The sequence below is a fragment of the Falsibacillus pallidus genome (assembly GCF_050990905.1).
Taxonomy (GTDB): domain Bacteria; phylum Bacillota; class Bacilli; order Bacillales; family DSM-25281; genus Falsibacillus; species Falsibacillus pallidus_A.
Window position 1 is genome coordinate 411,474 of sequence record NZ_CP158866.1, and the last position, 14,782, is coordinate 426,255.

The window sequence follows — 14,782 nt, forward strand, 5'->3', positions numbered from 1 at the left end:
ACCTCATAGGGTTGAGCTTTTTCTATTAACTTGCTTTTTTCAGTTGTGTGCGTGTTTCTTTTGTACCGAGCTGATAGAACCACAGCCCCAAGCCTGCGAACAGGATCGGACCGACAACAAGTGGTGCATATTCTGAAATGGTTGTATGCGGAGCAGGAATCAAAGTCAAAGCTATCGTTCCGATGACGGAAAACAGGGCAGCTCCAGCCACGACATACGCCATGAACGTACTCTTAATTTTAAATGGACGTACAGTTGTCTTATCATTCCTGCGCAACTTGATATAGGCAAGGATCAGATAAACATATGGAATGAAGAAAGCTAATGTCGCCATGAATGTCAGCATATTCAGTGCACTGGAAATGGTCGGGATGAAACCAGAGAATAATAGGATCACAGACACCCCAGCTGATTGCCATAAGATTAAGTTGGATGGCATGTTGGCTTTGTTTGTTTTAGTCAAAATTTTCGGCAGGACATTTTTGCCGCTTTCATAGAACATGACGCTTGGGTTCAGGATAAGAAAAGATAAAGCGCCAATGATGGAAATGACAAAGCAAATCCCTAAAACTTGAGATAACTGGAATGGCAAATGGAATTCCGCCGTTGCTTTATCCGCGAACAGGTACAGTGCCGTTGCCGTTTGATCAGGCTTGATATTCACGACAAATTGGAATGCAATTGTTCCCAGGATATAAACGACAGCAATGATGGCAGAAGTGATTCCGATGGCTTTCGGGAACGTTTTCTGCGGATTTTTCACGTCGCCGGCAATCGTTCCAAGCATCTCCATCCCTGCAAAGGCAAACATCAATGTGGATAAAAACATGATAGTATCCAGAGACAAACTGTTTGGCGTGATCGTTTTTGCGGTAAATTCCGTTGCGGAAGGGTTTCCGCTAAAGATGCTGTAGGCACCGAATCCAAAAATGAGTATGACCGGCACCACCAGCCCGATCGGAGTTCCGATGGCCGCCAGCTTTTCACTCATTTTCGTACCCCGGAGTGTCAGCAAAGTAACGACCCAGAAGATCGTCAAAGCAATGATCGTTCTGAGCCAAGTGTTATCGATAATCGCTGGCTGGTTGATGGCATATGAAATATTGACCGTGATGCCAAGCAGCAATGATGGATAGTAGGTGAAATTTGCTACCCAGTAGAACCAGCTGCTTAAAAAGCTCGCTCTTTGTCCGAATGCCCGGTTAACCCAAGCGCTGACGCCTCCTTGTTCGGGATAGCTTGTCGCAAGCTCCGCTATGATCAAACTGAGGGGGATGAAATATAGAAGTGCCGCGATGACCCAAAATAGAATCGCAGATGGGCCGACAGTCGCTGCATAAGGAATATTCTTTAATCCTAATATTGTATTGACGCTGATGATGGATAATCCCAAAACACCAAGCTTTTTAGTAGAAGCAGTATTCATGGCTGTATTCCTTCCTGAATAAATATAAATTAAAATGCAAGATTAATAATACGTCGGAAAGAATATTTATACAATATAATTTATTAAAATAAGATTTTTAAATGTATTTATATAATTTAGACAGTTCGACAAAAATCGGGTAGTGCCTGTGACGCCCCGATTTTTGTCGAATAAAAAAAGAGCGGTGGAAGCACCGCTCTTATCAAATATTTAGTGTATTTTTTTCTTTGCGAATATCGAAATGACTGTTAGTCCGGCTACTGCGGCAATGCATACCGTGGAACCGATGATATTATCTTTATTGAATAAAAATGAAATGAAGATGAATGAAAGACCTGCGATGGCAATGATGTTCGTTGCCGGCGACCATTTGAGCTGGAAGGAAGGACGCATCTGATTTTCTTTGCGAAGCTTCAGATGGGCAGCGCAGATTCCAATCCAGATCAGCATGACCGTGAATCCTGGGATTGTCATCAAATAGCCGATGACTTGTTCAGGCGTCATGTATGCAAGGAACACACCGACGACGATAAAGAAGCTGGTGATCATGATGCCGTTGATCGGAATGCCCGTGTTTGTTGTTTTAAGCAGTCTTTTTGGAGCCTCGCCGCTTTGTGCCATGGAATACAGGGTCCTTGAAGTCGCATAGATGCCTGAATTGGCTGCAGACAGTACGGCCGTCAATAAAACGAAGTTCATGATATGCGCTGCTCCAGGAAGACCTGAGAGGCTGAAGACCTGCACAAATGGACTTTCTTTTGCCGATACTTCGTTCCAAGGCATCAATCCACAGATAATGAGCATTGGGAGTACGTAAAAGATCATGACCCTCCAGACCGTCCCTTTGATGATCTTCGGAAGGACTTTCTCCGAATCCTTGACCTCAGTGACAGCGACCCCGATCAACTCTGCGCCTCCATACGAGAACATGACCACTAAAAGGGCGCTGATTGTTCCGCCGAATCCATGCGGGAAGATTCCTCCATGCCCTGTGAAATTGGAGATGGGATCATCCACATGGCTTGGCAGAATGCCGAATATTATAAGGAAACCTAAAACAATGAAAGCAATGAGTGCTAATATCTTGATTCCGGCAAACCAGAATTCCATTTCACCATAATGCTTGACCTGAAACAAATTGATTCCAATAATGACGATGCCGCAGATCAGGCTCAACAGCCATAACGGCACATCGGGAAGCCAGTACTGCAGGAAGCTTCCGCCTGCTAATAATTCAACGATGGTGACAAGGATCCAGTTGATCCAGTACAGCCATCCGACGATGAATGAAATTCTGAATCCAAAAGCTTTATGAACAAGGTTCTGGACATTTAAATTGGGATGCATCATGGCCATTTCCCCTAAAGCTGCCATGACGATAAAGAGGAGAAGTCCTCCTGCCAAGTAGGCAAGCACTACACTCGGCCCTGCCATGCTTAATGTGTCTGCACTGCCTTTAAAGATACCTGTTCCAATCATCCCCGCCAATGCAATGAATTGTACATGCCTTGGCAGCAATCCTTTTTTCAACGCCTGCTGATTCTCCTCCATGCTGAAACACCCTTTCTATCTGGACAATAAAAAATAAAAACGCCCCTACCGGAAATACCAGTAGGGACGATGAATATCGCGTTACCACCCTAGTTGCAGGAAAAAAACCTGCCGCTTCATTTTGTTAACGGCTTACACCGCCCTGATTCACCAGGGAGCTCAAGGAGTGAATTTCATTTTTGTCTGTGTGCTGATTTCCACCATCCATCAGCTCTCTATAAGCAGCAGGACAAAAACTACTGAATTCCTATCAACGCTTCTATAAATATTCTATTACTTAAACGCTTTTAAGTATTAAAGTTTTTACTACTATATCACATTTTGAAAATATGTCAAATGCGTTTTTGATATTTAATAGTATTCTCAGGAATAAAATTAATATGCACATTCAATCCAAAAATTGGATTATAATGGTTTCATTCAAACGATGGATGGAGGAAGAAGCATGGTGCTTATTCGAGATGCCCAAGAAACAGAATTGGAACTGATAAGAAAGCAGCGGCTGGAAGCTTATGACGAGCACAAAAACAAGATTTCAGCAAACCATTGGAAAGGTTTGAGGACAGCCATATCTTCAAAAGCAGATCAAGAAAATGGTGCAATGATATTTGTAGCAGAGCTTGAAGGGGAAATTGTAGGAAGCATTGTATTATGCCCGGAAAAAACAGATGCCTACCGAGGGCTCGTTGATTCGTCAGAGCACCCTGAAATCCGTATGCTCGCAGTTAACCCGCATGCAAGGGGAAAAGGGATAGCACCACTACTGATAAATGAATGCCTGCGCCGCTCCAAAGCAAGGGGATGCACTCACATCGGACTCCATACGGCCCCATTCATGGAAACAGCGATGAAACTCTATCAAAAATTGGGATTCCAGCATGTCCCCGAGCATGACTTTGAGCCTGCGGATGATGGAGTTGTGGTAAAAGCATTTCGGAAAGTGTTGTAAAAAAAGGGACCCGATCCATTCTCGCAGCCATTTGCATGGTTTGAAAGGAAAAAGGTCATGAAGATAGTCGGCATTTGATGAAGAGCGGACAAAATGTTGAAAAAAGACCTCCTGCGTGTCCAATTTGGAGTCTAAATGAGTAAAATTCTGCTCTAATTAGAGGTGAAGGAGATTTGCGAGAGACATTTGGAGAAAAATAGTGTGGAATTCATAGTGGATTTCCCTTCCTGACGGGGTTTATGCGCGAAAAATGGTCGGTTATGCGCCACTCGGCATTCTTTATGCGCAAAAAATGACTCTTATGCGCCGGTCAGTGCCGCTTATGCGCGAAAAACCCGGCCTTATGCGCCATTGGCTGGTACACCAACAATTAGCCATTCTATGGTGGTCAAGGAAAAAATCATGAAAATAGGTGCCAACTTGATGAAGAGGGGACAAAATATAGAAAAAAGACCTCTTGCGTGCCCAATTTGGAGTCTAAATGAGTAAAATTCTGCTCTAATTAGATGTGAAGGAGATTTGCAAGAGACATTTGGAGAAAAATAGTGTGGAATTCATAGTGGATTTCCCTTCCTGACGGGTTTTATGCGCGAAAAATGGTTGTCTATGCGCCACTCGGCATTCTCTATGCGCGAAAATTGACTCTTATGCGCCGGTCAGTACCGCTTATGCGCGAAAATGCCGACGTTATGCGCCAGTGGCTGGTACACCAACAATTAGCCATTCTATTCATGAAAATAAATGCCAACTTGTTGAAGAGGGGAAAAATATAGAAAAAAGACCTCCTGCGTGTCCAATTTGGAGTCTAAATGAGTAAAATTTTCCTCTATTTCGAGGTGAAGGAGATTTGCAAGAGACATTTGGAGAAAAACAGGGTGGAATTCATAGTGGATTTCCCTTCCTGACGGGGTTTATGCGCGAAAAATGGTCGGTTATGCGCCACTTGGCATTCTTTATGCGCGAAAATTGACTCTTATGCGCCGGTCAGTGCCGCTTATGCGCGAAAATGCCGGCGTTATGCGCCAGTGACTGATACACCATCAATTTGGTACAAATGTTCTTAGCCAGTAAGATTGAAAAATAATAATCCCGGCGCTGATTACAAGTCCCAATTAGGGAAGGGTCTTATATAGGAGGGAATGATATGGGAAATTTAATATTATCAGGTGGGGGAAGCTTTCAGCAAAACCTTGAAGTATACAAATTTCTTGGAACAATAATTGAGAAAGATAAACCGGTCCTTTACATCCCTTTAGCAGGAGATCCCAATCATCGTCCGTACACTGAGAGTCTTGATTATATAAAAAGCATATTCAAGCCACTGGGAATTAAGGAAGTTTTGATGTGGACAGATTTAAACCAAAGGACCTTAGGAGAATTAAAATCCTTTTCAGCTGTTTATTTTAGTGGTGGAAGTACTTTAACTTTATTAAATGCTATTAAAAATAGTGGGTTCGAAAAGACTTTAATTGAGTATTTCAAAGATGGAGGCACTATCTTTGGACAAAGTGCAGGTGCAATAATATTCGGAAGCGATGTTTCCCATACGACTCCTGAAAAAAGAGTAGAAGATTATCAGCCATTGAACTTTATACATAATAAGGGACTATGGTGCCATTATGAAAATAGTGATGACAAATTACTGTGTGAAATCTCTAAACAATACAGTATTCCATTAATTGCTCTGTCAGATGGAGCTGCTATTCATGTTACGGAAACGAATTGTCATGTCATCGCGAAAGAAGCTTTTGAATTTCGCGATGGCAGAAAAACACCATTTGAATTTATGGCGAATGAATAAACAAGATCAGGACCATACCTATGAGTAGTAAACTCTAACTAGTATGGTCCTTTTCCTTTCCCCTAATGAATCATTCCCTCAAGATCCTCATTACCAAGAATAAATAATTGATCAATTATTTGATCACCCGTGTGATAGCTTTCTCCATTCACGGAACGCTCAGGAAATGCAGACTGCCCTTTTTGATTCAGCGGGAGCCAGGCAACATACAAAGGGCTGTTTGAAAAAAAGTTCTCCAGTATGGATTGTGGCGCATTCCGGGAAGTGTCCTTAAACTTCTCCATATAGTAAGCCCAGTCTTTCGGGAGTTTCTTGAATCCATAGGTGCTCTCATTTAATAAAGCTGGGGTCTTCATTTGCGTCCCAGGCTCATATGTGGATATCCCTCCTGATCCGGAATAGGATCGCCTTTTTAATAGGTAAAAGTCGATCTGCCCCAGCTGGTCATCCGGATGCATGTTCCAAACGATGTATTGTGAAGACGGGTCATTTTTCTTTAAGGTCCAGATCCTTGGGGAGCCATTGGTTACAATTGAATCCATGGTCCACTTATGGTGTTTCCATACCATAAAAATCAGCCCGTACGTGTCCTCGGAAGTAATAATAGGAACCAATACATGAGTTGAGTCGATTGAAAGGATATCTTGTATCTTGTCGGGACGAATCGTCGTATCTTCCCGGCCGGCAATGGACAGAATTTCTTTTTCCGTAGGAAGGCCGCTCGGCTTTGCTAAATAGAACCAATAGACTAAAAATATGGCTATCACGAGCACCAGTGCTAGAAACATTGAAATTTTTCTTCGTTTGGTCATTCTTCATCCACCCCCTCGAAAATAGAATCAGGTGAGCGGAAATAGTGCTGTTTTTCCTTGCTCGTTATCAAAATCCCTTTTCCATCCTTCTCTACATAAACAAGTGTCTCAATGCCGCTTCCCCACTTCGATGAAGTTCCCTTCAAAACATAAGGGAAAGTTTCTACCATTTGTGTTCTATCGAGAGAAACGGTTTGATCATGCCAATTAAAGATATTCAATTCTTTTTCTTCCATATTTTCCACTGCAGTTTGAAGCTTCTTGGAATCGACCATTTCCTCCTTGCCGCTCGGATGGATCACAATGACCGAAGGGGAGTGGATGTTTGAGACATACGTGCTTGCCTCATCTCGTGGAAAAAGCATGTGATGGACGGAAATGCTCAGGATGCTGGAAATCAAAAAAATGAAATTCGCTGCAAATCCGAGCCAGGCATATGGACGGTAGGTTTGCCATCGGCCTTCTTTCCTGCGCAAAACACCGAATAAAATCCATACGCCAAGAGGGAGAATGGAAATTTGGATTAGCACCGCGTAGAAATGCATCTTGAACGAAAATGAAAATAACCCGATTAGCATTACGAATATGATTTTCCATTTTTTCAGCTTAATCTCTTTTCTGCGGTAAATAAAAACTGCTGAAAAAATAATTAGCCCCCATGCAGCAAGGCTGAATAGAACGGCTGGGAGGTTGAAGTTGGACAAAATGAATCCCCCTTATTTCTCTTTTTATCCATTTTATCAAATAAATGGGTAGCTTTATGCTGATTATTAAAAATGATCATGCCCCGAAAGAGGAATCTCCACGTTTTATCTAGAAAGAATGAGTATTAGCCACTCAAGAAATTTTACATAAATGGGGAGATAGATATGACTAAAACGCTGATAGAAGCTTTTAAAAGTGCAGAATTTCCGGTCAATGGACATGGGAAGAGAAACGTGAAAGTCCTGACAGATGCGTTCGACACAATTGACGAACATCTGGAAAGTGATATGTACGGGTCAGGGAAGGTAATCGAGGAGTTTCAAGAAAAAATGGCTAAGTACCTTGGCAAAGAAAGTGCGGTCTTTTTTCCAAGCGGTACAATGGCGCAGCAGATTGCCCTGCGGATCTGGTGTGATGAAAAAGGGATAAAAAAAGTTGCCTACCATCCGCTTTGCCACTTGGAAATCCACGAACAGGAAGGCATAAAAAAGCTCCATCAAATTGAGTCCGTTCTTTTGGCAGAAAAAGATAGAGTGATTGAAATGGAGGATATCTTGAACATGGAGGATGAAGTCTCAGCCGTTCTCCTGGAACTCCCTCAGCGTGAAATCGGAGGGCAGCTGCCTGATTATAAGACGTTGGAAGACATCTCTTCTTATTGCAAAGAGAAAGGGATCAGGCTCCATTTAGACGGGGCTCGCCTGTATGAAGTGCTGCCATACTATCAAAAAACAGCTGCTGAGGTCTGTTCTTTATTTGATAGTGTCTATGTTTCTCTTTATAAAGGAATCGGCGGCATCGCGGGTGCCATTTTAGCCGGAGATGAATCTTTTACCCAGGAAGCGAAGGTCTGGAAAACACGCCACGGCGGAAACTTGATCAGTCTCTACCCGTACATCCTGGCAGCAGATCACTATTTTGAAGAGAGAGTCGGGAAGATGGAGCAATATTATATTGAGGCAATCGAATATGCTTCTTTTTTCAATGCATGCGACAAGGTTGAGACCATTCCGGCTGTGCCGGTTTCAAATATGTTCCACGTCCATTTTCATGTTTCGAAAGAAAAGGCAGAGGCGATTTTGCTCGAGGTAGCTGAAGAAACAGGCGTCGTCTTTACCGGTTATCTGAAGGAAGTGAATGATCACCAATGCTCGTATGAAGCGACAATCGGTGATTTATATCATACTGTTCCAAAAGATCGTTTGATGGATGCTTTCTGGATGATGGATGAAAAATTGAAGGCAGCCGGCGAGTAAAGAGGCGGGATGTTTTCTTTTCCTGGAATAATCCTATATGCTGATTGAGACGATTCCAAGAAAGGAAAGAAGGGCTGACATGAAGGACATTTACAGCGAGATTATCCAATTCAGAGGTTCACATTACGACTTTGGCTATATGCAGGGTATGCGGCTGAAGGATTCTTTGACCGTCATCAATCGGGAAAATCAATGGAAAGTGCGGAAGCCCCGATTCAAAATAGATGAACAGGAAGCAAAACGGGAAATCAAGCGATTCGCGCCTGGAATATGGGACGAGCTTTTAGGGCTTCAGGATGCTCTGGAATGGCCGATGCAGCAGGTGCTGCAGGAGTTCGGCGGCTACCGGGTGGAGTATAATCGTTCCGGCTGCTCGATTTTGACGGGAGAGGACTATCTCATCCGCAACTACGATTACCATCCGAAGACGTATGAAGGACGGTACGTATTGTACCAGCCGACTGACGGCAAGGGGTATGCGATGATTGGACCAAGCCAGCGGGGAACGGGCCGGATGGATGGCATGAATGAACACGGGCTAGCTGTCGGGTATAATTTCATGAATCGCAAAAAGCCCGGTGACGGCTTCATCTGCTGCATGATCGGCAGGCTCATCCTGGAGTCTTGCGCAACCGTTGCCGAAGCGGCAGCGATGCTGAAGGAAATTCCCCACCGTCATTCGTTTAGCTATGTGGTCTATGACAGGGATGGGGAGGCTGTTGTGATTGAAACTTCTCCTCGGAATGTGGAAGTAAGGAAAGCAGCGGCATGCACAAACCATTTTGAAATCATGAAGGATGAAAACCGCAGGCATCTGGTTGATTCTGAACGAAGGCTCAAAGTCATTGAAGATTCACGGGCAGCTGCTTCATTAAATGCTCATCAGGCATTCCGTTTATTGAATGATACCGAAAAGGGAGTTTTTTCGGACTTATACGGGAGCTGGGCAGGAACTATCCACACAACTGCCTACTTGCCGCATCAAATGAAGGCTTGGATTGCACTCGGCGGTGACAGGGAGCCTGTAGAATTCGACTTTGGCAAGTGGCTGGAAGAAACAGATCTTGAAGAGGAAAGGATCACAGGCGCCGTTGATACAGATATTCCATTTCTGCACATGGATGAGAATGAGGATTGGTATAAAAGGTAGAACAGATAAAAAGAGAGGACCGGATTTTCCGGTCCTCTTTCGTTTATTAAATGAATTTAACGACATCATCAAATGGACGGCGTGTTTTTTCGGCCGGCTCATTGACGCGGTAGCCGAATGCGACCATGACGGAAATGCCGAAATGGCCATCTTCCAACAAGCCTTCGTCAGCGAGCAGCTTGTTCATTTTCTCCATATTGAATCCTTCAATTGGACAGGAGTCGATGCCGATCTGGGCTGCCGCTGTCATCATATTGGCAAGGGCGATGTACGTTTGTTTGCCTGCCCAATCCAATAGCGGACGGTCTCCGTCAAGCAGCTTAAAATCTTCTTTCTGAAACTCTTCGACGCGCTGCATATACTTATTGTAATTTTCTTCAGGCATGTTCTTTCCATTCTTGAAATGATCCTGCAAGTAAGCTGAATCATATTTTGTATCGACTTTTGTGCGGGATAAAATCACCACAAAATGGCTTGCTTCAGGAAGTTTTCCGTAAGCACCCCAAGCGGCATCCTTAATCTTTTCTCGCATTTCGTCGCTTTGGATCACAAGGAAGCGCCATGGCTCAAAGCCGAAGGAACTCGGGGATAAGCGGGCTGTTTCCATGATGAAGTGAAAATCCTCTTCTGGTATTTTCTTATCAGGGTCAAACTGCTTCGTTGCATGTCTAAAATGAAAAGCCTCAAGGATTTCCTGTTTCAATGTGTCTTTATCGCGCATACATCATCGTTCCTTTCCTTACATTTTTACATCTTCTTAAAGGTAACACATTCATTATGTGCATTTCATTTCATTCGTATCGGAGAATGTGCTGTAATTTTTCAAATAAGGGGTTTATATCGTGGAAAATATTAGGTATAATATATGTGAATTAGTTCACAAACTTTAATGTGAATTTCATGTAAAGGGCTGATATGATGGAGAAAAAAGTGGTCATTGCCGGTGGAACAGGATTTATAGGTCAATATCTTAAAGAAAAGTTCACAGAGGATGGTTATGAAGTCTGCATCATCTCCAGGCGTTCCCCCAATATTCAGTGGGAGGATGAATCAGGAATCGTAAGTGCATTAGAAAACGCTGAAGTCCTAATCAACTTGGCAGGGAAGTCAGTGGATTGCCGATACAATGAAAAAAATAAAAGAGAAATCTTCAGATCAAGAACAGAAACGACTGAGCTATTGGGAAATGCTCTGTTAAAATGTGGAAACCCTCCTGCATTATGGCTCAATTCAAGCACAGCGACGATTTACCGCCACGCAGAGGATCGCCCGATGACAGAAGAAGACGGTGAAATCGGGAGCGGATTTTCAGTTGAGGTAGCAAAGGAATGGGAAAAGTCCTTTTTTGGATTCGATCTTCCGAAGACGCGCCAAGCAGCGTTAAGGATCGCAATCGTTTTGGGACCTGACGGCGGTGTCATGGGTCCGTTTAAAAACCTTGTTAAATTCCGTCTTGGGGGACATCAAGGGCCGGGCAATCAAAAGTTCAGCTGGATTCACATCGAAGATCTGCATCAAATCATGCGATTTTTAATGGAAAGAGAGGATTTAAGCGGGGTCTTCAATTGCTCTGCACCCAATCCAGTCGACAACCGGAAGCTTATGGAGCTGTTGAGAAAGACCATGAATGTGAAATGGGGTCTGCCTTCCCCAGTATGGATGCTCGAAATGGGAGCCGTATTTATCAAGACAGAAACGGAACTGATTTTAAAAAGCAGATGGGTCATCCCTGAAAGATTGTTGAACGAAGGGTATACGTTTAAATTCCCTTCTCTAGATGGTGCTATTGAAGAGATTATACAATAAATGCCCATAATAGTAAGAAAAAGGACTGCGCGGGATATTCGGCAGTCCTTTTCTTACGATTTTCATTCTCTTTGTCTATGTTATTTTTTTTGTACTGTTAACGTTTGAGAACTATGTGCTGGGATTGTCATCTTTACCTCTAAATATTGTTTACCGTCTGAGCTGTAATTCTGTTCGATGCTGCCGTTAGAAGAGATTTGATAATCCCCTTCTTTCATATACATAGGGACGGTCAAAGTCTGTGGTTTATTCAGACGGTTAACGACTTTTACTTCTTGTGATGTGGATTGGCCATCATTTGCTGTTTGGTAGTCTGCTTCAAATGACATGACGCCGCTTTTCGTATCGCCGTTTTCATAAACAGGGATCGAGTGGCCGGGTTCTTCATAATTATAAGAACTAATTTTACCGGCCGCTGTTGTGAAGTCTCTAAATCCAACCCACGGTTTTCCTGTTAACTCTACAGCAGTGGTAGTAGTATAGAGAATCCCATCCTGTTTTGTCACATTGTCAATGTGCGTATGTCCATGGAGACTGAGCGTTACATGATACTTTTTCATGAGGTCGATCAGTTCCTGTGCATTTTCACCGTGCCACTGCTGATCATATTTAATCCCAAGCTTTTCTCCCAATGCCAGGGTAGCAAGAGATTGAGGATTATGCTTTTGGTCATACTTCTGCCAATATTCTTGTACTTCTGAGTCACTTTGCGGCCAAATATCTCGGTCTCTCCATAATGGATTGTGATGGGAGAAAAGGCCGGTAATCTGACTGCTCTGTGCAGTCTTGGCGTTGTCTGCTAAATCGCTGCTGATCCATGATAACTGCTTCGACCGAACTTGGCCACCCCATGTGGGTACTGAAACGGTGCCATTGCCGCTGCGGTCAATCTTGTCCCAGTCAAAGGAATTGTACCCGATAAAGTGAGCATAAGGACCATAATTAAATGAAAAATATTGTGGTCCGAAATACTTCTCCCAATATTTCGCACCATCTGACAAAGTAGCATCTTGGGCATAGTAGTCATGATTTCCAGGAACGATATAGACTGGTACATTTAATTTTTGAAGCACTTTGTATGCTTCTTCATATTCGTAAATATACTCTAGTGGATTCATTTGGCCAAACATTAAATCCCCAGTGAGGACTACAAAATCAGGGTTCTTTAAGTTGACTTCTTTCAGCGCTTTTTGAAGGTAAAGCCAACGCTTTGATGGATCTGGATCCCACATGCCCGTTTCCCTGGCTAAAGCAGGATCCAAGCTGGAAGGGTTTTCCGGATCTCCTATATTCCTTGGAGAACCGACATGAATGTCCGTTAAGTGAATGAAGGTGAAATCTTTTTTATATGCATCCAAGACTTTCACAGAATGTGGCTGTTTATCAGTGATTCGCTGACCATTGCCTGTATAGGAGACCTCTAAGTCATATAGTTTCTCAGGAACGTCCGTAGGGATCTTCACAGTGACATCCGAAATGGTAGAGCTATTTTTCCAATAGGATTGGCCGGTATGTATAGATTCTACCGGCAAATCGTATTCTGATGTAAGGGAGGAATGGTTTGTTGGCTTTAATTTAACACTCCAATTCCCAGCTTCTTTTCCTTGAGTATCAATCTTTAGCGTCAACGATTCCCCTCTTTTTTTGATGGCAGGCGTTGAAAATAGGGGATAGATGATTTGATTTACTTTTGTATCAAGAGAAATATTGGGGGCTTCCTTTAAATAGTTTGTACTGATTCCAATGCCGCCATCTTGGATTCCTGCTGGACTGATTGGATTTTCGATTGCATGTGCAGAAAAGGGGAGCAAAGATAAAATAAATAAGGATGCTGCAAGGATCATTCTAATTTTTTTCACTTTTAATACCTCCTTTTGTTGATTAAAGCGTAGCAAGTATATGTAAAGGGTTCTTTGAAATAATGTAAAGAAATAGAATTACTAAACATTACCTGTCAATATGCTGCCTGATAAGATTCAGAGGGGTCAGCTTGGGACGGTTGTGGATGAAAATAATTGTATGGGATAATGGAACAAAAGTTTTCAATAGAAAAGGTGTTATAACTAGATGAAAAAAATTATAGTAGTCGGAGCTGGAATTCTCGGTGCATCCACCACTTTCCATTTAGCCAAGGCGGGTTTGGACGTTGTATTGATAGATCGATTTGATAAGGGGCAGGCGACTGATGCGGCTGCAGGCATCGTGTGTCCCTGGATATCGCAGAGACGGAATAAGGCGTGGTATGAAATGGTGAAAGGGGGTGCCCGCTACTATCCGGACCTCATACAGCAGTTGGAAGAATGCGGGGAAACGAAAACCGGGTACACCAGATCCGGGGCATTAAGTATACATAATGATCATTCAAAGCTTGAAAAAATGGCTGAGAGAGCGATTGAACGCCGAAAGGATGCAGCGGAAATCGGCGAAGTGAAAATTCTGACCCCTGAGCAAACAAAAGAGTTGTTCCCACCATTATCGGATGAATTTGGTGCTGTATGGGTTTCTGGGGGAGCCAAAGTAAACGGCAGGGCGTTAAGGGATGCATTGATCAATGCTGCGGTCAAAAAGGGTGCGGAAGTGATCTGTGGCGATGCGGAATTGATTCAAGAAGGGTCTCGCATATCCGGCGTTCGAATGGATGGACGTGAAATGACGGCAGACAAAGTCATTGTCACAGCAGGCGTTTGGGCAAGGGAACTCTTGGAACAGGTAGGCATTAGTTTTATGGTGAAACCGCAGAAAGCGCAGATCGTACATTTACAACTAGAAGATAAAGGGACGGAAAATTGGCCGGTGATCATGCCTCCGAATGACCAGTATATCCTTTCATTTGCAGACGGAAGGGTGGTCGTCGGGGCCACTCATGAAAATGAAGCCGGATTTGATTTTAAGGTGACAGCAGGGGGAGTCCATGAAGTCATCAGCAAAGCGCTGGATATTGCGCCTGGATTGGCAGAAGGGGAATGGGTTGAAACACGTGTCGGATTCAGGCCGTTTACCCCGGATTTCCTGCCGGTAATCGGTCCATTGCCTGGAGTGGATGGACTATTGATTGCAAATGGCCTCGGTGCATCGGGTCTGACAAGCGGCCCGTATCTCGGGGCGGAGCTGGCGAAATTGGTTCAGGGCATCCCAACCGAGTTGGATTTAACCCGCTACGATCCGGCGGGTGCTCTCCAAACAAAAGAATAACCATATTGAAAAAGAGCTCAATCACTGAGCTCTTTTTTTGTCGAAAGATAATTTACCAATTTTTATTGTATTTTAATATTTCCGTGATATTCTATTCGAGGAGAAAATTAGAAAAATTGAACTTTGGGGAAGTG

The 14,782-nt window shown here is 43.4% G+C and carries 12 protein-coding genes and 1 other annotated feature; of the genes, 6 read left to right on the forward strand and 6 right to left on the reverse strand.

Going from position 1 to position 14,782, the window contains the following annotated elements; genetic code table 11:
• Positions 1-25 precede the first annotated feature (25 nt).
• Positions 26-1,426, reverse strand: coding sequence for an APC family permease (locus ABTV07_RS02215; RefSeq protein ID WP_433746918.1), 1,401 nt, complete (start codon positions 1,424-1,426; stop codon positions 26-28).
• Between the two features lie 210 nt (positions 1,427-1,636).
• On the reverse strand, positions 1,637-2,977 hold the full coding sequence (locus ABTV07_RS02220) for an amino acid permease (protein WP_433746921.1): 1,341 nt from the start codon (positions 2,975-2,977) through the stop codon (positions 1,637-1,639).
• Positions 2,978-3,036: 59 nt separating this feature from the next.
• Positions 3,037-3,240: a binding site (T-box leader), on the reverse strand.
• 182 nt (positions 3,241-3,422) lie between these two features.
• Here ABTV07_RS02220 and ABTV07_RS02225 point away from each other — a divergent pair.
• Positions 3,423-3,926 carry a GNAT family N-acetyltransferase gene (locus ABTV07_RS02225; RefSeq protein WP_433746924.1) on the forward strand — a complete coding sequence of 168 codons (504 nt, stop codon included), beginning with the start codon at positions 3,423-3,425 and terminating at the stop codon, positions 3,924-3,926.
• A 1,144-nt stretch (positions 3,927-5,070) separates the two neighbouring features.
• Positions 5,071-5,727, forward strand: a complete 657-nt coding sequence (locus tag ABTV07_RS02230) for a Type 1 glutamine amidotransferase-like domain-containing protein (protein ID WP_433746926.1) — start codon at positions 5,071-5,073, stop codon at positions 5,725-5,727.
• Positions 5,728-5,789: 62 nt separating this feature from the next.
• On the opposite strand, the gene ABTV07_RS02235 is transcribed toward ABTV07_RS02230, so the two are convergent.
• Together ABTV07_RS02235 and ABTV07_RS02240 are read right to left on the reverse strand one after the other, a co-directional pair.
• Positions 5,790-6,539, reverse strand: a complete 750-nt coding sequence (locus ABTV07_RS02235) for a hypothetical protein (protein ID WP_433746929.1) — start codon at positions 6,537-6,539, stop codon at positions 5,790-5,792.
• Positions 6,536-7,243: a hypothetical protein gene (locus ABTV07_RS02240; protein ID WP_433746932.1), complete on the reverse strand. Its 708-nt coding sequence runs from the start codon at positions 7,241-7,243 to the stop codon at positions 6,536-6,538. Before ABTV07_RS02240 ends, ABTV07_RS02235 begins: the two co-directional genes overlap by 4 nt.
• Positions 7,244-7,408: 165 nt before the next feature.
• On the opposite strand from ABTV07_RS02240, the gene ABTV07_RS02245 reads away from it, so the two are divergent.
• Both ABTV07_RS02245 and ABTV07_RS02250 read left to right on the forward strand, forming a co-directional pair.
• Positions 7,409-8,500, forward strand: a complete 1,092-nt coding sequence (locus ABTV07_RS02245) for a threonine aldolase family protein (RefSeq protein WP_433746935.1) — start codon at positions 7,409-7,411, stop codon at positions 8,498-8,500.
• A gap of 79 nt (positions 8,501-8,579) precedes the next feature.
• Complete coding sequence (locus tag ABTV07_RS02250) at positions 8,580-9,650, forward strand: C45 family autoproteolytic acyltransferase/hydolase (protein ID WP_433746938.1); 1,071 nt, start codon at positions 8,580-8,582, stop codon at positions 9,648-9,650.
• A gap of 46 nt (positions 9,651-9,696) precedes the next feature.
• Here ABTV07_RS02250 and ABTV07_RS02255 read toward each other — a convergent pair whose 3' ends face one another.
• Positions 9,697-10,371 (reverse strand): NAD(P)H-dependent oxidoreductase, encoded by a 675-nt coding sequence (locus tag ABTV07_RS02255; protein ID WP_433746941.1) that lies wholly within the window; start codon positions 10,369-10,371, stop codon positions 9,697-9,699.
• Positions 10,372-10,568: 197 nt separating this feature from the next.
• On the opposite strand from ABTV07_RS02255, the gene ABTV07_RS02260 reads away from it, so the two are divergent.
• Complete coding sequence (locus tag ABTV07_RS02260) at positions 10,569-11,456, forward strand: TIGR01777 family oxidoreductase (protein WP_433746943.1); 888 nt, start codon at positions 10,569-10,571, stop codon at positions 11,454-11,456.
• A gap of 80 nt (positions 11,457-11,536) precedes the next feature.
• Here ABTV07_RS02260 and ABTV07_RS02265 read toward each other — a convergent pair whose 3' ends face one another.
• Positions 11,537-13,315 (reverse strand): metallophosphoesterase family protein, encoded by a 1,779-nt coding sequence (locus ABTV07_RS02265; RefSeq protein ID WP_433746946.1) that lies wholly within the window; start codon positions 13,313-13,315, stop codon positions 11,537-11,539.
• A 208-nt stretch (positions 13,316-13,523) separates the two neighbouring features.
• Here ABTV07_RS02265 and ABTV07_RS02270 point away from each other — a divergent pair, with 208 nt between their 5' ends.
• A complete protein-coding gene (locus ABTV07_RS02270) occupies positions 13,524-14,648 on the forward strand; it encodes an NAD(P)/FAD-dependent oxidoreductase (protein ID WP_433746949.1) in 1,125 nt (374 codons plus the stop codon).
• Positions 14,649-14,782: the final 134 nt, after the last annotated feature.